Here is an 18,172-nt window from a genome sequence, read left to right on the forward strand (position 1 = left end):
CCTCCTAAGTGGTTGAGCTGCGGATACCCATTTGTTCAAGGGCGAATCGCGCCGTTCGGAGCAATGGACATGTCATGATCGGTCCCGTGGACGTCCAGCGCTGGCAAGCAGCCGCGGTTCCGTGGTGGGTGACCAAGGTCGGGCTCGTCGGTGGGTGGATCGCCGCCTTCTACTTCGCCGTGAGCGCGAACGAGGCACCGTGCACGGTCGCGCAGCCGTGCCTGCCGGATCCGTTGTTCTCTCTCGCGGTGGTTCCGTTGCTGGCCACGCCGTTGCTGCTGTTGTTCAACCGTGTGCTCACGGGCTGCGCGATGGGCGTGGTGTTCGGCGCGATGGACCTCATGCTCGACGGCAGTGCGGTGGCCAACCTGGCGTTCGGGCTGCACGCCGGTGCGTGCGCGTTGGTCGCGGCGTGGACGGTCAGGTCGCGTGCGGACCAGCACGAGGCGGCGGGCGCGACGATCGTCTCGCTGCCGGACCTGCCGCCCCAACGCGGAGTTCTCCGCATCGTCGCCGTGCTGCTGGTCCTCTTCGGGTTCCTGACGTTCGTGCAGTACAGCCTCACCAACGACGCGATCGAGCAGCACATCGCGAACGCCAGCCGCGTCGACGCCGAGGTCGTCGAGATCAAGAACACCTACGAGGTGTGGGTGGAGCTGCCGGACCGGCAGCGCACCGCGTTCGAGCCGCTCGCGCCGGAGTCCTATCAGGTCGGTGACGAGGTGCCGGTGCTCGCGGACGGCACGTGGGTGCGGATGGCGAACGAACCCGAGGACGTCACGTGGTGGCTGACCATCGGTGGCTCCGCCGTGTTCTTCGCGATCATGCTGGCCGCGCGGGAACGCCGCCGCCGCGCGTTGTGGACGGGCCCGGTGAAGGCCCTCCGGTTGCGGATCCACCAGATCGGGCCGCGCCGGGTCCTGTTGCGGTACGACAAGAAGGACATCGCCACGCTCACCACGCTCGCCGATCTCGGGCTGGAGGAGCCGCTCTACCACGACACCGAGGAGTTCGGCCGCGTGTGGCGCGGCGAGGAGGACCCGCCGGTGCAACTGGAGCCCGCCGAGGTCCTCGTCGCGGGGGAGTGGCACCTCGGCGGCCAGGTGGCGTTGCTCGTCGAGGGCGAGGTCGTGGCGACCAGCACGCTGAACCGCGTCCGCCCGCGCCACGTCGTCCACAGTGCACACCTGCCGGGCGAGCCGGTCACCGCGGGCACGCCGGTCGAGCTGCCGCACGCGATCTGGCCGGGGGACCGCCGCCGGATCGAGGGCGTGGCGCTGCTGCTCGGCGCCGCCGGTGCGTTGATCGCGCTGAAGTTCTACCCGGAGCTCATCATCCTCGGGCTGATCGGCATCCAGTGCGTGTTGTCGGCGGTGACTCGGTTCCAGCCGATGCTGCGTCTGGACCACAACTCGGTCGTGCTCTACACCGGCGTCTTCACCTACCGCGTGCCGTGGGCGCAGCTGCACGGTGTGCGTCGCTCCGGCCCTCAGCTCATGCTCGCGTTCGGGCCGCACGGCGACGTTCTCACGACACCACACCTGCCGGACAGGCAGGCGGGCGAGAAGCTGATGTGGGCGCGCGCCCGGTCGTTGATCGCCGATCACCAAGGAGAGCGCGTGACCCGCAAGCTCAACATCAGCGTGCTGATCGGCGCGATCTACGCCGCGCTGGTGCTGTTCATCTGAGCTTGGCCACGGCCTTGAGCAGACGGTCCACATCGGACTCGTCGGTGTAGGGCCCGATGCCCGCGCGCACGGCACCCTTGTCGCCCAGACCGAGCCACCGCGAGCACTCGAGCGCGTAGAAGTGGCCGGCGGGCGCGTTCACGCCCTCCGCTCCGAGCCTGCGGTAGACCTCGGCGGGGTCCAGTCCGTCGACGGAGAACAGCACGGTCGGCGTGCGCGACGAAGCCTTGCTGTAGATGCGCACGCCGAGTTCCTGCAACCCGTTCTCCAACTGCTCGCGAAGGCCGAGTTCGTGCTCCTCCAGGCCGTCCAGCTCTCGCATGAACTCGACCGCCGCGGTCGTCCCGGCCAGCAGCTCGTACGGCAGCGTGCCCAGCTCGAACCGTTCCGGCACGGCGTTGGTCGAGGGCAGCAGCTTGTCCGGCCGCAACGTCTCCAGCAGTTCCGGCGCGGCCGCCAGCACGCCGAGGTGCGGGCCGAGGAACTTGTACGGCGAGCACACGAAGAAGTCCGCGTCCAACGCCTCGACGTCGACCGGCACGTGTGGTGTGTAGTGCACGCCGTCGACGTAGACGAACGCCGCCGCCTCGTGCGCCGCCCGGGCGATCTCGGCGACGTCCGGACGCGTGCCGAGCAGGTTCGACGCCGCCGTGATCGCGACGACGCGGGTGCGGTCGGACAGCAGCTTCGTCACCGACTCGACGGGCAGCTCACCGGTCGTGCGGTCGAACGGCGCCCATCGCACCGTGGCCCTGGCAGCCTCGGCCGCCTGGACCCACGGCCTGATGTTCGCGTCGTGGTCGATCCTGGTCACGATGATCTCGTCGCCCGGCCGCCAGTTCTTCGACAGCGTGCGGGCGAAGTCGTAGGTCAGCTGGGTCATGCTGCGCCCGAACACGATGCTGCCGGCGTTGAGGAACTCCGCCATCGTGCGCCGGGCCGTCCGCACGATCTCCTCGGCCCGGCGTTCGGCGGCCGTCACGCTGCCGCGGTTGGAGACCGCCGAGGTCAGCGTCGCCCTGACCGCCTCGCCGACGACGTCGGGCACCTGCGCGCCACCGGGCCCGTCGAAGTGCGCGGCGCCCTCGCGCAAGGCGGGGAAGTGGGCGCGAACCGCAGCTACGTCGTAGGCCATGACCTCATGGTGCTGGAGCACCCACGAATCGGGAAAGGATCAACCGTAGGGTCATCACCTGTTCGGTCGCGTCGAAGTCAGGGTCGATCAGCCTGCCGAACAGACCGTCGACCAGTGCCTGAGCCCAGCTCGCGGCCGTCAGCGCGCTCACCGGGAGGGCGATCTGGCCGGCGTCGTGCGCCTGTTGCAGCAGGTCGGCCAGCTCGTCGCGCACCACCTGTTCGTTGCGGCCGACGAGCTCCCACAGCTCCGGATCGCGGCTGGCCTGCGCCACGACCTCCAGCACCAGCCCCGCCACGGACCGGTCGAGCGCGGGCACGCACAGATGGTCGACCATCAGCAGGACGCCGTCCCACGGGCTCAGTTCACGGGCCTTGGCGAACATCTGCGCGTTGTCCTCGGCGTCCTGCACGAAGATCTCGCGGAAGATCGCCCGCTTGGTGGGGAAGTAGTGGAAGAGGCTGCCGGTGCTGATGTCCGCGGCCCTGCAGATGTCCGCGACGGTCGTGCGTTCGAAACCCTTCTGCGCGAACAACCCCGCCGCGGTGTCGGTGATGTGCCGCTTCTTCTCCGCGTGCTTGACCGGGTCTACCGTTCGCACCTGTAGTACTGCCTCTTCTTCTCGTCCCGCACGGAGACGCCGCGTTTGCGGATCTCCCGCGCCAATTCTGCGGCCTCCGCGTTCTCGTACTTCGCGATGGCCTTCCTGCGGGCCGTGAACAGCGCGTTCACGTCCGCCGGCAGTTCGGGCGCGTGCTCGACCCACATCCGGAACTCACCGGCGAACGGGTCCGCGTCACGCCACCGGTAGCCCTGCTCGGTGAAGGCCCGTTCCAGTCTGGACCTGTTCAGGTCGGACGTCTCGCGGGCCAGTTCGATGCCGCTGGGCGACAACAGCACGAGCTGCTTGCCGTCCGCGAACGCCGACTCGACCTCCTCGCGGCCGAAGCCGAACGTCCTGTCGTCCTTGTGCAGCGTGATCCGGCTCGGCGAGACCTCGACCGACATCATCTCGCTCGCCCAGAACAACGCGAACACGAAGCCCGCGCCCGCGCCGACGGCCAGTGCCGCGAGCGTCGCCCAGGGCTCCGGGATGTCCGTGACCAGCTCGAACACACCTTGGAACGGAAACCACCTCAGCGTCGTGATCCACCCGGCGGCCAGCTTGAGTCCCCAGCCCGCGGCGGCGCCGGCGGCCGGGCACGCGACCCAGATGCCGTACCGGACCGCCGCGGTCTCCTGCACAGTCGTCATGGCACTCAATACTAGACCGAGCGCTCGGTTTATTCTGGGCTCACGGCAGGTAGAAGGTCAGGAAATCGCTCGTGACCGGCGGAAACAGCCTGGTCATCAGGGCTTCCTTCGGGCCGGGGTAGACGTCGGAGAACAGGCGGCGCAGCCCGTCGATGCCGTGTGGGCCGAACAGCAACGGCGCCAGCAGGTCCGGGGCGATGCCCGCGCCGCCCTGCGAACCGGGACCGAGCAACGTGCCGCCCCACTCGTACGGGCCGATCTCCTCGCCGTCCCAGTGGAAGCGGACGTGCGTGCGGTAGAAGCCGAGCACCACCTCGTCGGGGTCGTGGCCGCGCAGGCGTTGCGCGAAGACCGGCCGCAGGTGTTCGAGCAGCCTCGGGATGCTCGGGATGCGCACCAGGTACTGGTCGAGGTCCGCTCGCCTGGCTCCCAGGTACTCCTCCAGCGCCGGGTGCCGTTCGCCGGCCTCGGCCGGATTCACCAGTGCCACCAAGGCTTTCACCGCGTCGTCGTCGATGCCGGCGATCTCGCCGAGCACGACGTCGCCCTCTTCCTCCGGCGTGCTGCGCCCGGTGGCGACCGGGATGTCGTCGCGGTCGACGATCCAGGTGATCGAGCCGGTGCGGTCGATCAGCCAGCGCCAGCACGGCGTGCCGTGACCCACGCGCAGGTCCGCGCCCTGCTGGGCGTCGTCCTGAAGCCTGTTCAGCACCGGGATGTCGGCTTTGGTCGCGCGCCGGATCGTGTGTCCCGCAACGGCTTCGGGCTTCCGGACGAGCGGGCGGGTCTGCTTGATCGGGATCGAGTAGGTGTAGCCGAACTGGCGGTAGAAGTACGGGACGCCCATCACGAACTGGAGCAGGTGACCGCGCTCGGCCGACCTGTCGTGCGCCCAGCCCATCAGCTGTCGCACCAGGCCTCTGCCCTCGTGCTCGGTGTCGGTGGCGACCTGTTCGATCTGTCCCGCCGGGATGTCCAGGCCGGCGAGCTCCACCGTCTCGTCCATCAACGTGAGGGTGGAGACGATCCGGCCGGCGTCGTCGGCGACTCCGACCCAGTCGCAGCCCGCGTCCGGATCGGTCATCAGCAGGCGGGCGTCGACGCCGTCGCTGGGGTCCATGCGCGAGACGACGAGCTTCTCGACCTGGGGGAGGTCTTCCGGGCGTGAGGTGCGGATTTCCACGGCCGGAGTGTTTCCAGGGCGGTGGTTGTCCGCAAACGGATTTACGGTCGTGCGCATGGACTGGAACAAGCAGTTGACGGACCAGCTCGAATTCCACTGGAACGTGCAGTTGCGGCCACGGCTCGAAGGCATGACCGACGACGAGTACTTCTGGGAGCCCGTGCCCGACGCGTGGACCGTGCGTCCGGACAACACGATCGACTGGCAGTACCCGGCACCCGAGCCCGTCCCGGTCACCACGATCGCGTGGCGGATGGCGCACATCATCGTGGGCGTGTTCAACGCGCGCACGGCCTCGCACTTCGGTGGCCCGCCCGCCGACTACGCGACCTGGCAGTTCGCGATGACGGCGGATGACGCGCTGAAGCAGCTCGACGACGCCTACGCGGCGTGGATGGCCGGCGCGCGCACGGCGGACCTGTCGAAGGCCGTCGGTCCGGCGGAGGGACCGTTCGCGGCGGAGCCGATGGCGACCCTGGTGCTGCACATCAACCGCGAGGTGATCCACCACGCCGCGGAGATCGCGCTGCTCCGGGACCTCTACCTAAGGGAGAGTTAGGCACCTGCAAGTGCCTACTTTCTAGAAGTTGGCGCAAACTGCAAGATGGTGCCCGTCGAGAACGTCGGAGGGGATCATCATGCGAGTCATCACGCAGAAGACCGTGGGCGACGCGTCCGTGCTGGAGGTCGCGGAGGCGGCGACGCCCGTGCCCGGACCAGGCCAGGTGCTGGTCGAGGTGGGTGCGGCGGCTGTGAACCCGGTCGACACCTACGTCCGCGGCGGTGGGTTCCCCGCGCTCGGCGAGCCGCCGTTCACGCTGGGCTGGGACGTCGCGGGCACCGTGGTGGAGGACGCCGAGGGCTTCGTGGCCGGTGAGGACGTCTACGGGCTGCTGACCTTCCCCGGCACCGGCGGTGGCTACGCCGAGTACGCCGTCGTGAACGCCGCCGACCTGGTGCGGCGGCCGTCGTGGCTGACGGTCGAGCAGGCGGGCGCGACGCCGATGGTGGCGCTGACCGCGTGGCAGACCCTCGTCGGACGGGCCGGTGTGACGGCTGGTCAGCGCGTGCTGGTCCACGCTGCCGCCGGCGGCGTCGGGCACGTCGCGGTGCAGATCGCCAAGGCGCGGGGCGCGTACGTGATCGGCACGGCGTCGGCGGCCAAGCACGACTTCCTGCGCTCGCTCGGCGTCGACGAGGTGATCGACTACCGCCACCGGGACTTCACCGAGATCGAGCCGGTCGACGTCGTGCTGGACACGGTCGGCGGGCAGTACGCGGAGCGGTCCGCGAAGGTGATCAAGCCCGGCGGGGTGCTCGTGTCGATCATTCCGGGGAACCCGGGTTTTGACGTTGACCGAGCTTCCAAGCTGGGCATCCGGTTCGAGTTGTTCCTGGGCGTCGTCGCGTCCGGTGCCGACCTGGCCGCGTTGCCGCAGCTCAAGGTGCAGATCGACCACGTCGTGCCGCTGGCGGAGGCCGGCAAGGCCCACGAGCTCGTCGAGTCCGGCCGTACGACGGGCAAGGTCGTCCTGGTGCCGTGACCCCTCGTTAACCGTGCGTTGACCATGTACACCGATCGTGTGACAAACATCCACACGATCGGGGAGTGCTCATGGCGCGGTGGAGTCCACTTGCCTTAGTTGTCGCTTTGCTGGCGGCGGTCGGCCTTTACGGATCGACCGCCGCTGTCGCAGCAGCTCCGTTCACCGTGGCGCAGGCGATCGCGACCCAGAACGGGTCGTCGGCGACTGTCCGCGGGTATGTCGTCGGCCAACCCACGGCCACGACGACGGTCATCCGTTCGGGTTATCCGAACGACTACGCGCTGGCGCTGGCCGACTCGGCCTCCACGACCAGCACCTCGAACATGGTCTACGTGCAGATCCCGTCGGCGTTCCGCGCCTCGTGGGGCATGCGGTCGAACCCGTCGCTGCTGGGCAAGCAGATCGACGTCACGGGCTCCCTGAGCGCGTACTTCTCGCACGCCGGGCTGACCTCGTCCACCGCGTTCGCGTTCGCCGGCACGACGCCGCCGACCAGCACGACCACTCCGCCGACCACGACCACCACCAGCGGTCCGCCGGGGAACTGCATCGCCTACTACGCGACGGCCTGCGACAAGCAGGGTGCGGCGTTGAAGTCGGCGTTGAACTCGATCATCCGCAACCAGACCAAGCTCAGCTACGACCAGGTCTGGGACGCGCTGAAGGTCACCGACCAGGACCCGAACAACTCGGCGAACGTGATCCTGCTGTACAGCGGCCGCACGCAGTCCAAGTCGACCAACGGCGGCGGGGCGAACGACTGGAACCGTGAGCACGTCTGGGCCAAGTCGCACGGCGACTTCGGCACCGCCACCGGTCCCGGCACCGACATCCACCACCTGCGTCCCGAGGACGTGTCGGTCAACGCCACCCGCGGCAACCTCGACTTCGACAACGGCGGGAACGCGGTCCCAGAGGCGTCGGGCAGCAAGTACGACAGCGACTCGTTCGAGCCGCGCGCCGCGGTGAAGGGCGACGTCGCGCGCATGATCTTCTACATGGCCGTGCGCTACGAGGGCAACGACGGCTACGTCAACCTGGAGATCAACAACTCGGTCTCCAACGGCTCCGCGCCCTACATGGGCAAGCTGTCAGTGCTCAAGCAGTGGAACCTCCAGGACCCGCCGGACGCGTTCGAGCAGCGCCGCAACCAGGTGATCTACGACAGCTTCCAGCACAACCGGAACCCGTTCATCGACAACTACCGGTGGGTGGACTCTATTTGGCCGTGAGTCGGTCGAGGAAGGGGCGTTGCGCGGAGACGATCTTCGCGCTCGCCTCTTCCACGCTGAACCACTGCACGCGGTCGACCTCGGGGAACGTCTTGCGCTGACCCGACTTCGGCGGCCACTCCATCTCGAACGTGCCCGGCGTGACGGTCTCCGGATCCAGGTCGCCTTCGAGCGCCCAGACCGTGATGACCTTGCCGGAGCCCTTGGCCTCGCCGAGCGCGATCAGCTCGCCGTCCGGCACCGGCAGCCCGAGTTCCTCCTCGAACTCGCGCCGTGCGGCCTGCTCGGGCGTCTCGTCGTCGGTGTACTCACCCTTCGGCACGGACCACGCGCCGGCGTCCTTGCGGGCCCAGAACGGGCCGCCCATGTGCCCGAGAAGCACCTCCAGCTGCTCGCGTCGTCTGAAGAGCAGGATTCCGGCCGACCGTTTCATACTGTCCAGCATGGCGGACTGGGTCCTGCACGTGGACCTCGACCAGTTCATCGCGGCGGTCGAGGTGCTGCGCGATCCGTCGTTGCGCGGCAGGCCCGTGGTGGTGGGCGGCAACGGCGACCCGACCGAACGCGCGGTCGTGGCCACCGCGTCCTACGAGGCGCGCGAGTTCGGCGTGCGTTCCGGCCTGCCGTTGCGGACCGCGTTCAAGAAGCTGCCCGACGCCGTCTACCTGCCGGTGGACCACGCCCTCTACGAGGCCGCGTCGGCGGACGTGATGGCCGTGCTGCGCTCGTTCCCCGTGGTCGTCGAGGTGATGGGCTGGGACGAGGCGTTCGTCGGGGTTTCCACGGACGATCCCGTCGAGTTCGCGCGGTCGTTGCAGGCGGCGGTGCTGTCGGCGACGGACCTGCACTGCTCGGTGGGCATCGGCGACAACAAGCTGCGGGCCAAGATCGCGACCGAGTTCGGCAAGCCCGCCGGCGTCTTCCGGCTCACGCGGGAGAACTGGGTCGAGGTGATGGGGCACCGGCCGACGTCCGCGCTGTGGGGGATCGGCACGAAGACCGAGCGCAAGCTCGCGGAACTCGGGCTCGTGACCGTGACGGACCTGGCCTCCGCGTCGGTGGACGTGCTGGCCGCCCGCTTCGGGCCGCGGATGGGCCCGTACTACCGGACCGTCGGGCTGGGCGCCGGTGACACGGTCGTGAGCGCGACGCCGTGGGTCGTGAAGTCCCGGTCGCACGAGAAGACGTTCCAACAGGACCTCGCCTCGCTGGCGGACATCCGCCGCGAGGTCGTGGCGCTGGCGCATCAGGTCGCCGCGGACGTGGTCGCCGAGGGACGTCCAGCCGTGCGCGTGGGCGTGAAGGTGCGGTTCGTGCCGTTCTTCACGAAGGTCCGTCTGATGAAGCTGCCTGCGCCGACGTCCTCCGCCGACGAGCTGGCCGCGGCCGCTCTGGTCGTGCTGGACCGCTTCGAACACGGCCGCGCCGTACGCCTTCTGGGGGTGCGCGCAGAATTCTCTGACGAAGATGTCGAACCGAAGCCTTCTCCTTCGACGTATCAGTAAGTAGAGGATTTGAAGGCTAGGAGAAGAAGATGACCGACTCATCGCTCACCCACCGCGACCGCGCCGTTCTCAGAGCAGTGGCCGACGGCCGTTGCGAGATCGCCGGAAGCTCCCTGCTCGTCGACGGCCTGTGCTGCGCCGACCAGTTCGCCGGCCTGCGCCTGACCACTGCGGGCCTGATCAGCGCACGTTCCGGCCCCGCGGCACTGACCAGCGCGGGCTACCAGGTGCTCGCCGCCTGATCGTTCTTGCGGAAGACGGACATCAGGTACTTGTTCGAGAATCGATAGGCGCCGTCTGGGGTTCGGAACGGTTCAACGGCGGCCCGGATTTTTTCCACGACTTTTTCCTCCCCCTCGCTCTCGATGATGCGCTGATAGCTGCCCACGCTCAGGAAGCTGTGCAGCATCGTGGCCTCGTCGGGATGTTCCTGAGGAATGTCGATCGTGAGTTTCTCGTGCGGCTCAGGCAGCTTCGCACCCCTGCGTCCACCCGGCCCTCGCACGGCCCTGCCGACGACCAGCAGGTCGCTCGCGTGCTCCGGATGCCACTCGCACACGACCACGTAGTCCTTGCTGACCCTGACCGCCTCCGCGAACGCCTCGTCGGGGTCCGCTGCGAAGAACAGCGCGTTGAACGCCGTCACGACGTCGAACGTGCCGTCCTGCCAAGGCAGTCGCCCCAGCGGGAGCTCGTGGAACTCGGCGGTGCTCGCCTGCCGCGCCAGCGCGATCATGGCTTCCGAGATGTCGATCCCGGTCGCCTTCGCGCCCGCTTCCGTTGCGGCGGCACAGAACTCGCCGCTGCCGCACGCCAGGTCCAGGACCGTCGTGCCGTGCGTGATGCCGGTGCGTTCGATCGCGGTTTTCCAGGCAGGCATGGACATCTTCGCGCCGAGCGCCGCTCGCTGCGCGGCTTTGCGCCCCCACAGCTCGCCTTCCTGGATCTCCGTCATGCTTCCCGACCCTAGTGATCCACCGCGGTGCTCGCAGAAATCCGCTGGCTCGGACGCGGATCATGGCAGGCATGGGTGTCTTGGCGCGGGTACTGCGATCGGTGGGCGGCGACGAGGTGCTGGACCGGCTCGCGGGCCTGTCCGGCAGCGATCTCACGAGCCTGCTGCTCGCGTTGGCGCGGCGACGTGCCGGCGCGTTGTCCGGCGCGGATGTGTTGCGGCAGTACCGGTCTGACCGGTTCGTAGCGCCTTCATCGGTGCCGTTTGACGTGCTGCGCGCGGCGGAGGACCGCCTGCTGGCCGCGCTGCCGCCGACGTTCTCCGTGCTGGGCCTCGCGCCCGTGGCACCTCTGGGGACGTGCTCCGCAGTTGCCCTGATGGACCAGAACAACGTCCTGTCGACCATGCGCGGCACCGAGGTCGCGGCCGACCCGACGAACGCGCTGGCGTTGGAAGCCGCGCTGTTGCGCCAGTCCGGCCCTGACGACGTGCGTCTCGCCGCTATCCAGCGAGTGGTGCGGGCGCAGTTGTTCAGCGGTGCCGGGAGGTTCGCGCATTTCACGTTGTTCGCCGCGGTGTCCGCCGGACGTGATCGCGGCTCGCTCGCCTTCGAGGTCGAGCACTTCGCGGAGCACGTCGCGTTCCTGCGTGAGGCGTGTGGTGACGTCGAGTTCCGCGTGACGGTGCTGGATCCGCGGTTCGAGGTGGTGCGCGGCGATCTGCCCGCAGACCCGTCCCGGGACACTGGTTACTACAAAGGTCTGTGTTTCAAGGTGTTCCGCGACGGCGTGGAGATCGGTGACGGTGGGTTCGTCGACTGGACTGCGCGGTTGACGGGAAACCGCAAGGAGCGGCTGCTGATCAGCGGCGTGGGCGTGGACCGGTTCGCCACGCTCTGATTCCACGTGATGGCAACAAGTTCGAGTAGGCGACCTCTGGCGGTAGATCGATCAACTAGCCGGATCTACGCTCAGGTGTGGCCTTGTCGGGTCGGGGACCTTGCCGGGAGGGCGACCAATGGCGGCGGACTTCATGTGGAAGCGCAGCTCTTACAGCGGCAACGAAGGCAGTGCTTGTGTTGAGTGCGCTGGTGACCGCCGGTGGGTGCTGATTCGGGACTCCAAGGATGCCGGGGGCCGGCGACTCACGGTCTCGCGGGCTGGTTGGCACGCGTTCCTCGCCCTCGCTCGTTCGTGAGTTCGCCGAACGGGTGACGTCTCCACTCTGATGGAGTCCGCGATTTGATCTGCGTGGCCGCTTTCTGCGATCTTTCCGTCTGAAAGTGGTCAATTGGTGGCCAACCATTGTGGAGTCCCTCCAATTGAGGGCTACCATTCTGCTACCTAGCAGATTGAGGAGTGGCGTTGCCCCGCAAGGAAAGTCCCGTCGTGCTGCAGAAGCGCCTGCTCGGTGAGCTGAAGCAGACGCGGGACGAACTCGGTCTCAGTCAGCAGGCCGTTGCTGATGCGATGGACTGGTCTGTTTCGAAACTGATCAGGATTGAAAAGGGGGAGAACAAGATCTCTGTCACCGACGTGCAGGCGCTCCTCTTCCACTACGGGGTGCGCGACGACGACCGGGTCACCGAGCTGGTGGGCATGACCAGGGCGATCCGGCAGTCGAAGTCGGCGTGGATGGAGAAGTACCGAGGCTCGTTCAGCGAGCAGTTCGCGAAGTACGTCGAGCTGGAGACCGCTGCCGTCCGCATCCGGCAGAGTCAGCTCAACGTCGTCTCGGGACTGCTGCAGACTCCGGATTACGCACACGCACTGGTCAAGAGCTACGGGAACACGGACGCCGTCGTCGAACGCGGTGTGGAGATCCGGATGCACCGTCAGTCGGTGCTGGACCCGGATGGCCCGGAGATCTCGATCATCCTCGACGAGTCGGTCCTGCACCGGGTCATCGGCAACGAGGGTGTGCTCCGCAGGCAGTTGCAACGCATCAAGGAGGTCGCGTCGCTCGATCACGTGACCGTGCAGATCTTGCCGTTCTCCGCCGGCATCCATCCGGCGATGAAGGGTTCGTTCTCGATCTTGGAGTTCTCCGAAGGGGAGGAGGACTTCGCTTTGCTGCTCGAACATCCCGGCCGCGACGAGCTGATGACGGCGGGGCCGGAGCTCAAGGAGTTCCTGAACTACTTCATCCAGCTGGAGGACTTCGCGCTGCCGGCTGGAGAGACGCCCAAGGTGATCGACCGACGACTGAAAGAGCTAGGAGGGGCCTGAATCGCTAAGGCCGGGCGGGTGGCTGCGCCAACAGCCACCCGTCCGATGGCAGACCACGACCCGAACCCCAGTCCGATGAGGCGAGGCAATGTCGCCGTAGGCAAGCCTATGACGTTCGATCCCAGATGAGTGCCGCCATCCAGGTTCCGCTCGGGTGATTGCTCCTCGCCACGCCGGTCTTCGCTGACCGGAGAGCGACCACACCCGCAGGAGGCTCATCATGCGCAAGGACACCAGAAATCGCACCCACCCCCTCGTAGCGCATCACGGGAGAGGGCGCTGCGATGGCCATATTCGTTAGCTACAGCAGTAGCGATGGGGGTCCTGCCGCCTCGGCGGTGGTGGGGGTGTTGCGGTCCCGCGGGTTCGACGTGCTCTGGGACGGCGATCTCCCGATCATCCGTCCACTGTCCATTCCGGCCTGGATGGAGACCGCGGTCCGGGACAGGACGGTTCTCGTCATCGTGTCGGACGACTACGTGAAAGCGTTGCAGTCCAACGACTTCGTCGAGCGCAGGGGAGTGCGCTACGAAGCGGGGCTGGTGCGGCACAAGATCTACCACCACGGCGGCGCGAACGGATGCGCCGTGTTGCCGGTGGTGCCGCCGGACGTCGACGCGAACGCGCTGCCGTCCGTCCTGCAGCAGCTGGTGCTGCACCGGTTCGATCCCGGCACGCGACTCGGCGAGGAGGAACTGGTGCGCAGTCTCGGCGCGCTCGAGGTGGGGAACGGGGGTGAAGTGATGCAGGTGGAACAAGGGGTGGCGCACCGGACCCGGCTGATGCTGGCGGCTCTGGAGGCGCATCCGCCGTCGTCGGAGCTCGCGTACCGGCTCGCGCACGAACTGGTGGAGCAGGGCGAGAGCGACCTCGAACTCGCGAGGGCGTTCGACTCGGTGGTCGGCGTCGCCAAGGCGCACGGCGATGTCAGGCTGGTCAGCCGGCTGTCGCAGGTGTGCCTGAAGACGCTCTCGTCGACGTCGCCGTTGAAGGGGGAAGGATCCCTGATGGCGAAGGTCCTCGTCTCGGGGAAGGCATGGCACCTGTTGCGGGAGCACCGTTTCAGCCAGGCGGCGTCGGTGGCCGAGGAGGGGACGCAGATCGCGAAGAAGTACCGCGACCTGCCCACGGCCGCGCGGGGACAGCGCGCCCACGCGCGCGTCTTCCTGCACATGGCGATGGAGGCGATGCCGTACGACCGCGAGTTCTACCTGCGCAACTGCGAGCATCTGCTGATCCTCGCGACCACGTCGTTCCGCTCCATCGGCGGACCGACCAGCGAGGAGGTCGGGGTGTGCGCCTCGCTGCACGCGGAGAAGCAGTTGCTGCTGTACGAGACGACGGGCGACCGGGACCTCCTGGAGACCGCGTGGGAGAGCGCGGGGGTGGCCGAGGGCCTGCTGACACCGGGCACCGAGCCGTACCACTGGCTCACCGTCCTGCAGGCGCGGCTCTGCCTCACGGCGCGGAAGTACAACGAGGGCAAGGAGTTCGTCACGAGCGTCATCGCCACCGCGGACTACCCCGAGGTGGTCGCGAGGTCGCGGCAGGTGCGTGCGGACCTGCTGCTCGCCACCCGCGAGAAGTCAGAGGCGCTGCGGGATCTCCTCGACGCCGAGGAGCAGTTCCGGACGTTGGGTTGCGATTACGCGGCGGCGGCCTGCTGGTGGACGGTCGCGAGGATCGACTCGACCAAGCTCGTCGGCTTCCGCCTGAGCGCGGCCGACGTGCAGCGGCTCGAGGACCTCGCGCCCGATCCGCGGGACCGGCGGCTGGCCGTGCTGGCGCACGAACTGCGGACGGCGAGCAGGCTCGGCCGGCGGTGCGTGCCGGACTGGGCCTGCCTCGTCGACCGCGTGCAGCACGCTTGACCCCGGCGGCGCGGCCGTTGCGCGACGGCCGCGTCCGGGGTCCGGTGCCTTCGGTCAGCGCTCCGCGTAGCGCTTGGTCAGTTCCTTCTCGCGGTCCGCGGGCCACGGGCAGCGGATCTCGCCCTGTGTGGCCGCGAAGAACAGTTCCAGGTGCACGTGCCAGGCCGCGAGCGCTTCGGGGCCGTGGGCGTTCTCCTGGACGAGTGTGACCGTCGTGCCCTGCAGCGGCACGTGCTCGAACTCCCAGCGCACCTTGCCCTTCGGCTCGCCGTCCTGGAGCCATTCGTACTCCAGCAGGTGCGGTGCCTCGGACCTCGTGACCTCGCCCGGCGTGATGCCGGGGTGTGCGGCACGGACCGGTACCGCGTCCTCGGTGCCTTCGGTGAGGACCTTCCAGACGTCGTCCAGTGGTGTCCAGACCAGATCGCGGACGAAGCGCACGCCGCCTGGCTCGTCGGTGCCCTCGTCGAGGCCGAAGAGCCGGACGTAGTGCTCGATGCGCGACAGCCACTCCGTCGGCGGCTCGAACTTCGTGCCGTCGGCGTGGGCGACCAGCGCGTCCAGGCAGGTGATCCAACCTGGTGCGTCGCGGCCGACCGACAGCCTGTTCGTGACGACCGCGGTGAAGACCAGCAGGCAGCCGTCCTCGCGCGGCAGGATCTCGAAGCGCAGCACGTCGTTCAGCCAGCGGAACGCGAAGACCTTCGGCGGATCGGACTCCAGCACCTCGCCCTCGCCGCCGTCGGAGTCGACGGGTGCCGCGTCCGGGAACGTGAAGCGCATCTTCCGGCCGTCGACGTCGACCTCGGCGGGGAACCAGTGCTTCATCTCGGCGGGATCGGTGACGACCCGCCAGACCTTCTCCGGCGAGTGCCGCAGCACGCGCTCGAAACGCAGCACGGGCTTGCCCTCGATCATCCGCAGTTCGGCGTCCACGGTCAGTCCCCTTCGATCTCGTCGAGCCGGCGTTCCAGTGCGTCGAGGCTCTTCTCCCACATCCGCCGGTACGGCGCGAGCCAGGCGTCGATCTCCGCCAGAGGACCTGGCGACACCCGGTACCAGCGCTTCTGGGCGTCCGTGCGCACCTCGACCAGACCGGCCTCGCGCAACACCTTCAGGTGCTTCGAGACGGTCGGCTGGGCGAGCGTCAGCCGGTCGACGAGATAGCCGACCGGCTGCTCGCGTTCACGCAGCAGGTCGAGGATCTCCCGGCGACTCGGATCCGCCAGCACGGCGAAAGTAGATGCCATACCAGCAATATAGCTCGATCGGCATATACGCGCTACCTCAGCCCGCGAGGCGAATGGCCACCTCCGTCGTCCACTTGCTCTGGTCCGGCTCCACCGCCGGATCGGTGAAGTACGTCTCGAGGCGCGCTCCCCACCTGTCGCCCTCACGGTCGAACTGGACGGTGTGGGCGAGAAGCTGATCGGTGACGGCGGCCAGCCCGTCCGGACTGCCCTCGTGGAGCGCGACCACGTACTGACCGGCGGGCAGCGTGGCCGTGAACACCTCACCGTCGCCGGGCACCTCGGCAACGGTCGGGATGCCGGCCTCGACCTCGAACTCCTCGCCGGAGACGCGTAAGTACCGCAGGAACGGCGCTCCGGTGACCGGTAACTCGCGATCGGCCAGCCACTGCATGACCTCGGGAAAACGGTCGGCGATCTTGGCGAACGTCTCCAGCGTCACCGTGGCCCTGACGGCGGCGTAGGGCTGCTCTCCACGTGTCTCGATGTCCATGCCTCCACGCTAGCCACGACCACTGACAGAAAATCGGCGTTCGGCTGGAGCGGGGTCCGATTAACGTGAAGTTCATGCACCGCACCCTCTCCGTGGCTAGTTCCCCGGTGCGCGACCTGCTCGCGCTGACCTCCCGTCCCGAGGTCATCTCCTTCGCGGGCGGCCTTCCCGCTCCCGAACTGTTCGACCTGGACGGTGTGCGCGCCGCCTACGACCTAGCCCTGCGAGACCGCTCCGTGCTGCAATATGCCCCCACAGAAGGAAATCCGGACCTGCGCGCCCTGGTCTCCGCGCGCCTGACCGGCTCAGGACTGCCCACTTCGGACGTCCTGATCACCACCGGCTCCCAGCAGGCGCTCACCCTCGTGGCCACCGCACTGCTGGGGCCGGGCACCGTCGTGGCGGTCGAGGAACCGACATATCTGGCCGCGTTGCAGTGCTTCCAGATGACCGGCGCCCGAATCGTGCCCGTCGCGAGCGACTCCGACGGCCTGGTTCCTTCGTCACTGAGATCCGTGGTGGCAGCGGAAAAGCCCGATTTGCTCTATCTGGTCCCGACTTTCGCAAATCCGACAGGCCGCACCCTCTCCGCCCCGCGCCGCGCGGAGATCGCGGAGATCGTCGCGGCGAACTCGCTGTGGATCGTGGAGGACGACCCGTACGGCGAACTCCGCTACCGCGGCTCGGCGGTGCCGTCACTCGCCTCGATCAGCGACAGAACCATCTACCTGGGCAGCTTCTCGAAGGTGGGCGCCCCCGGCATGCGCCTGGGCTGGCTACGAGCCCAGGCAGACCTGCTGCGCACCCTGGTGATCGTGAAGCAGGCGGCCGACCTCCACACGTCCACAGTGGACCAAGCGGCCGCCGCGGCCTACCTGACGCACAACGACCTCGACGCCCACATCGCCCGCCTGCGCACGGAATACGGCGCCCGCCGCGACGCGATGATCGCCGCGCTGCCCGCCACCACACCGCCGGGCACGACGTGGAGCGACCCGGACGGCGGCATGTTCGTGTGGCTGCGGCTGCCCGGCGACGCGGACAGCGCCGTGCTGCTGAAGGAGGCTTTGCTGCACGACGTCGCTTTCGTGCCTGGTGCGCCTTTCTTCGCGACCACGCCGGACGACGCGACGTTCCGGATGTCGTTCACCGCCAACACGGTGGAGGAGATCGGGGAAGGCATGGCGCGTCTGGCGAAGGTGCTGCGGTGAGCCTGCTGGACGACGAGGCGCTGTGGAGTTCGTCGGTCGTCGCGAACTGCGAGATGAACCGGGAACGAGGCCTGGCGAGCTATCGCCGCGAGTTGGGGACCGACCTGCTGCTGAGACCCGGTGCTCTGTGGGTGGATCTGTGCTGTGGTTCGGGAAAAGCACTCGCCGAGGCCGCGCGGGACGACGTGACGATCATCGGGGTGGACCTGGTCGACCACCACGTGCCGGCCCGCCCGGGGCTGAGTTTCGTCGTCGCGCCGGTCGACCAGTGGGAGCCCGCGCAATCCGTCGACCTCGTGACCTGCGTGCACGGCTTGCACTACGTGGGCGACAAACTCGGTCTGCTGACCCGCGCCGCGTCCTGGCTCACGCCCGGAGGCCGGTTCGTGGCGAGTTTCGACGTCGCTGGTGTGCGTCGTGTCGACGGCACCCTGTTCGGTCGCGCGCTGACCACAGCGTTGCGTGGGGCCGGGTTCAGCTACGACGGCCGCAGGCGTCTGGTCGGCTACGAGGGGCCGGGCCGACCGCTGTTGCCGTTCGTCTACCTGGGTGCGGACGACAGGGCCGGCCCGAACTACACGGGCCAGCCCGCGGTCCACTCCCGTTACGAGCCGTTATGA

At 68.2% G+C, this 18,172-nt stretch carries 21 protein-coding genes; 12 read left to right on the forward strand and 9 right to left on the reverse strand.

Annotated elements, in window-relative coordinates; all coding sequences use genetic code 11:
• Positions 1-74 precede the first annotated feature (74 nt).
• Entirely contained in the window at positions 75-1,688 is a 1,614-nt protein-coding gene (locus ACIQF0_RS24040; RefSeq protein WP_401032673.1) for a hypothetical protein, read from the forward strand.
• On the opposite strand, the gene ACIQF0_RS24045 is transcribed toward ACIQF0_RS24040, so the two are convergent.
• Genes ACIQF0_RS24045 through ACIQF0_RS24060 form a run of 4 tightly spaced genes read right to left on the reverse strand, consistent with a single transcriptional unit; the run spans position 1,681 to position 5,260 of the window.
• Entirely contained in the window at positions 1,681-2,823 is a 1,143-nt protein-coding gene (locus ACIQF0_RS24045; RefSeq protein WP_401032675.1) for a cysteine desulfurase-like protein, read from the reverse strand. The genes ACIQF0_RS24040 and ACIQF0_RS24045 overlap by 8 nt on opposite strands.
• Positions 2,824-2,827: 4 nt before the next feature.
• On the reverse strand, positions 2,828-3,424 hold the full coding sequence (locus ACIQF0_RS24050; protein WP_401032677.1) for a TetR/AcrR family transcriptional regulator: 597 nt from the start codon (positions 3,422-3,424) through the stop codon (positions 2,828-2,830).
• Entirely contained in the window at positions 3,412-4,077 is a 666-nt protein-coding gene (locus tag ACIQF0_RS24055) for a hypothetical protein (RefSeq protein WP_401032679.1), read from the reverse strand. Before ACIQF0_RS24055 ends, ACIQF0_RS24050 begins: the two co-directional genes overlap by 13 nt.
• Positions 4,078-4,117: 40 nt before the next feature.
• Positions 4,118-5,260 carry a GNAT family N-acetyltransferase gene (locus ACIQF0_RS24060; protein ID WP_401032681.1) on the reverse strand — a complete coding sequence of 381 codons (1,143 nt, stop codon included), beginning with the start codon at positions 5,258-5,260 and terminating at the stop codon, positions 4,118-4,120.
• 49 nt (positions 5,261-5,309) lie between these two features.
• On the opposite strand from ACIQF0_RS24060, the gene ACIQF0_RS24065 reads away from it, so the two are divergent.
• The 3 genes from ACIQF0_RS24065 to ACIQF0_RS24075 all read left to right on the forward strand — a co-directional run bounded on the left by ACIQF0_RS24065 (position 5,310) and on the right by ACIQF0_RS24075 (position 8,039).
• A complete protein-coding gene (locus ACIQF0_RS24065) occupies positions 5,310-5,819 on the forward strand; it encodes a DinB family protein (RefSeq protein WP_401032682.1) in 510 nt (169 codons plus the stop codon).
• Positions 5,820-5,898: 79 nt separating this feature from the next.
• Positions 5,899-6,804 (forward strand): NADP-dependent oxidoreductase, encoded by a 906-nt coding sequence (locus ACIQF0_RS24070; RefSeq protein WP_401032684.1) that lies wholly within the window; start codon positions 5,899-5,901, stop codon positions 6,802-6,804.
• Between the two features lie 71 nt (positions 6,805-6,875).
• Positions 6,876-8,039: an endonuclease gene (locus tag ACIQF0_RS24075; RefSeq protein ID WP_401032686.1), complete on the forward strand. Its 1,164-nt coding sequence runs from the start codon at positions 6,876-6,878 to the stop codon at positions 8,037-8,039.
• Here ACIQF0_RS24075 and ACIQF0_RS24080 read toward each other — a convergent pair.
• A complete protein-coding gene (locus tag ACIQF0_RS24080; RefSeq protein WP_401032688.1) occupies positions 8,026-8,472 on the reverse strand; it encodes an NUDIX domain-containing protein in 447 nt (148 codons plus the stop codon). The genes ACIQF0_RS24075 and ACIQF0_RS24080 overlap by 14 nt on opposite strands.
• Positions 8,473-8,482: 10 nt before the next feature.
• Between ACIQF0_RS24080 and ACIQF0_RS24085 the strand changes: the two genes are divergently transcribed.
• Both ACIQF0_RS24085 and ACIQF0_RS24090 read left to right on the forward strand, forming a co-directional pair.
• Positions 8,483-9,544 carry a DNA polymerase IV gene (locus tag ACIQF0_RS24085; RefSeq protein WP_401032690.1) on the forward strand — a complete coding sequence of 354 codons (1,062 nt, stop codon included), beginning with the start codon at positions 8,483-8,485 and terminating at the stop codon, positions 9,542-9,544.
• A gap of 29 nt (positions 9,545-9,573) precedes the next feature.
• Positions 9,574-9,786, forward strand: coding sequence for a hypothetical protein (locus ACIQF0_RS24090; RefSeq protein ID WP_360046812.1), 213 nt, complete (start codon positions 9,574-9,576; stop codon positions 9,784-9,786).
• Here the strand turns inward: ACIQF0_RS24090 and ACIQF0_RS24095 are convergent.
• Positions 9,765-10,499, reverse strand: coding sequence for a class I SAM-dependent methyltransferase (locus tag ACIQF0_RS24095; RefSeq protein WP_401032692.1), 735 nt, complete (start codon positions 10,497-10,499; stop codon positions 9,765-9,767). The two genes, ACIQF0_RS24090 and ACIQF0_RS24095, sit on opposite strands and share 22 nt — an antisense overlap.
• A gap of 71 nt (positions 10,500-10,570) precedes the next feature.
• Between ACIQF0_RS24095 and ACIQF0_RS24100 the strand changes: the two genes are divergently transcribed.
• The 4 genes from ACIQF0_RS24100 (at position 10,571) to ACIQF0_RS24115 (ending at position 14,598) form a co-directional block, all read left to right on the forward strand.
• Complete coding sequence (locus tag ACIQF0_RS24100) at positions 10,571-11,398, forward strand: hypothetical protein (protein WP_401032694.1); 828 nt, start codon at positions 10,571-10,573, stop codon at positions 11,396-11,398.
• A gap of 133 nt (positions 11,399-11,531) precedes the next feature.
• Positions 11,532-11,696: a DUF397 domain-containing protein gene (locus ACIQF0_RS24105; RefSeq protein WP_401032829.1), complete on the forward strand. Its 165-nt coding sequence runs from the start codon at positions 11,532-11,534 to the stop codon at positions 11,694-11,696.
• Positions 11,697-11,863: 167 nt separating this feature from the next.
• Entirely contained in the window at positions 11,864-12,727 is an 864-nt protein-coding gene (locus ACIQF0_RS24110; RefSeq protein WP_401032696.1) for a helix-turn-helix transcriptional regulator, read from the forward strand.
• 347 nt (positions 12,728-13,074) lie between these two features.
• Positions 13,075-14,598 carry a hypothetical protein gene (locus ACIQF0_RS24115; protein ID WP_401032698.1) on the forward strand — a complete coding sequence of 508 codons (1,524 nt, stop codon included), beginning with the start codon at positions 13,075-13,077 and terminating at the stop codon, positions 14,596-14,598.
• 54 nt (positions 14,599-14,652) lie between these two features.
• On the opposite strand, the gene ACIQF0_RS24120 is transcribed toward ACIQF0_RS24115, so the two are convergent.
• Genes ACIQF0_RS24120 through ACIQF0_RS24130 form a run of 3 tightly spaced genes read right to left on the reverse strand, consistent with a single transcriptional unit; the run spans position 14,653 to position 16,341 of the window.
• The gene (locus ACIQF0_RS24120; RefSeq protein WP_401032699.1) at positions 14,653-15,534 is read right to left on the reverse strand and encodes an SRPBCC domain-containing protein; all 882 of its coding nucleotides are present in this window, start codon (positions 15,532-15,534) and stop codon (positions 14,653-14,655) included.
• Positions 15,535-15,536: 2 nt separating this feature from the next.
• A complete protein-coding gene (locus tag ACIQF0_RS24125; RefSeq protein ID WP_330273547.1) occupies positions 15,537-15,848 on the reverse strand; it encodes a metalloregulator ArsR/SmtB family transcription factor in 312 nt (103 codons plus the stop codon).
• Positions 15,849-15,885: 37 nt separating this feature from the next.
• Entirely contained in the window at positions 15,886-16,341 is a 456-nt protein-coding gene (locus ACIQF0_RS24130; RefSeq protein ID WP_401032701.1) for a GyrI-like domain-containing protein, read from the reverse strand.
• A gap of 74 nt (positions 16,342-16,415) precedes the next feature.
• Here ACIQF0_RS24130 and ACIQF0_RS24135 point away from each other — a divergent pair, with 74 nt between their 5' ends.
• Positions 16,416-17,552 (forward strand): PLP-dependent aminotransferase family protein, encoded by a 1,137-nt coding sequence (locus ACIQF0_RS24135; protein WP_401032703.1) that lies wholly within the window; start codon positions 16,416-16,418, stop codon positions 17,550-17,552.
• The gene (locus ACIQF0_RS24140) at positions 17,549-18,172 is read left to right on the forward strand and encodes a class I SAM-dependent methyltransferase (RefSeq protein WP_401032705.1); all 624 of its coding nucleotides are present in this window, start codon (positions 17,549-17,551) and stop codon (positions 18,170-18,172) included. Before ACIQF0_RS24135 ends, ACIQF0_RS24140 begins: the two co-directional genes overlap by 4 nt.

The sequence above is a fragment of the Lentzea sp. NPDC092896 genome (genome assembly GCF_044754905.1).
Lineage (GTDB): Bacteria > Actinomycetota > Actinomycetes > Mycobacteriales > Pseudonocardiaceae > Lentzea.

What these genes read in the sequence shown, in the direction of transcription:
- ACIQF0_RS24045 (WP_401032675.1), bottom strand. Translation starts at nt 2,823, where the DNA reads ATGGCCTACGACGTAGCTGCGGTTCGCGCCCACTTCCCCGCCTTGCGC.
- ACIQF0_RS24040 (WP_401032673.1), top strand. Translation starts at nt 75, where the DNA reads ATGATCGGTCCCGTGGACGTCCAGCGCTGGCAAGCAGCCGCGGTTCCG.
- ACIQF0_RS24130 (WP_401032701.1), bottom strand. Translation starts at nt 16,341, where the DNA reads ATGGACATCGAGACACGTGGAGAGCAGCCCTACGCCGCCGTCAGGGCC.
- ACIQF0_RS24090 (WP_360046812.1), top strand. Translation starts at nt 9,574, where the DNA reads ATGACCGACTCATCGCTCACCCACCGCGACCGCGCCGTTCTCAGAGCA.
- ACIQF0_RS24095 (WP_401032692.1), bottom strand. Translation starts at nt 10,499, where the DNA reads ATGACGGAGATCCAGGAAGGCGAGCTGTGGGGGCGCAAAGCCGCGCAG.
- ACIQF0_RS24125 (WP_330273547.1), bottom strand. Translation starts at nt 15,848, where the DNA reads ATGGCATCTACTTTCGCCGTGCTGGCGGATCCGAGTCGCCGGGAGATC.
- ACIQF0_RS24055 (WP_401032679.1), bottom strand. Translation starts at nt 4,077, where the DNA reads ATGACGACTGTGCAGGAGACCGCGGCGGTCCGGTACGGCATCTGGGTC.
- ACIQF0_RS24070 (WP_401032684.1), top strand. Translation starts at nt 5,899, where the DNA reads ATGCGAGTCATCACGCAGAAGACCGTGGGCGACGCGTCCGTGCTGGAG.
- ACIQF0_RS24105 (WP_401032829.1), top strand. Translation starts at nt 11,532, where the DNA reads ATGTGGAAGCGCAGCTCTTACAGCGGCAACGAAGGCAGTGCTTGTGTT.
- ACIQF0_RS24135 (WP_401032703.1), top strand. Translation starts at nt 16,416, where the DNA reads ATGCACCGCACCCTCTCCGTGGCTAGTTCCCCGGTGCGCGACCTGCTC.
- ACIQF0_RS24080 (WP_401032688.1), bottom strand. Translation starts at nt 8,472, where the DNA reads ATGAAACGGTCGGCCGGAATCCTGCTCTTCAGACGACGCGAGCAGCTG.
- ACIQF0_RS24085 (WP_401032690.1), top strand. Translation starts at nt 8,483, where the DNA reads ATGGCGGACTGGGTCCTGCACGTGGACCTCGACCAGTTCATCGCGGCG.
- ACIQF0_RS24100 (WP_401032694.1), top strand. Translation starts at nt 10,571, where the DNA reads ATGGGTGTCTTGGCGCGGGTACTGCGATCGGTGGGCGGCGACGAGGTG.
- ACIQF0_RS24075 (WP_401032686.1), top strand. Translation starts at nt 6,876, where the DNA reads ATGGCGCGGTGGAGTCCACTTGCCTTAGTTGTCGCTTTGCTGGCGGCG.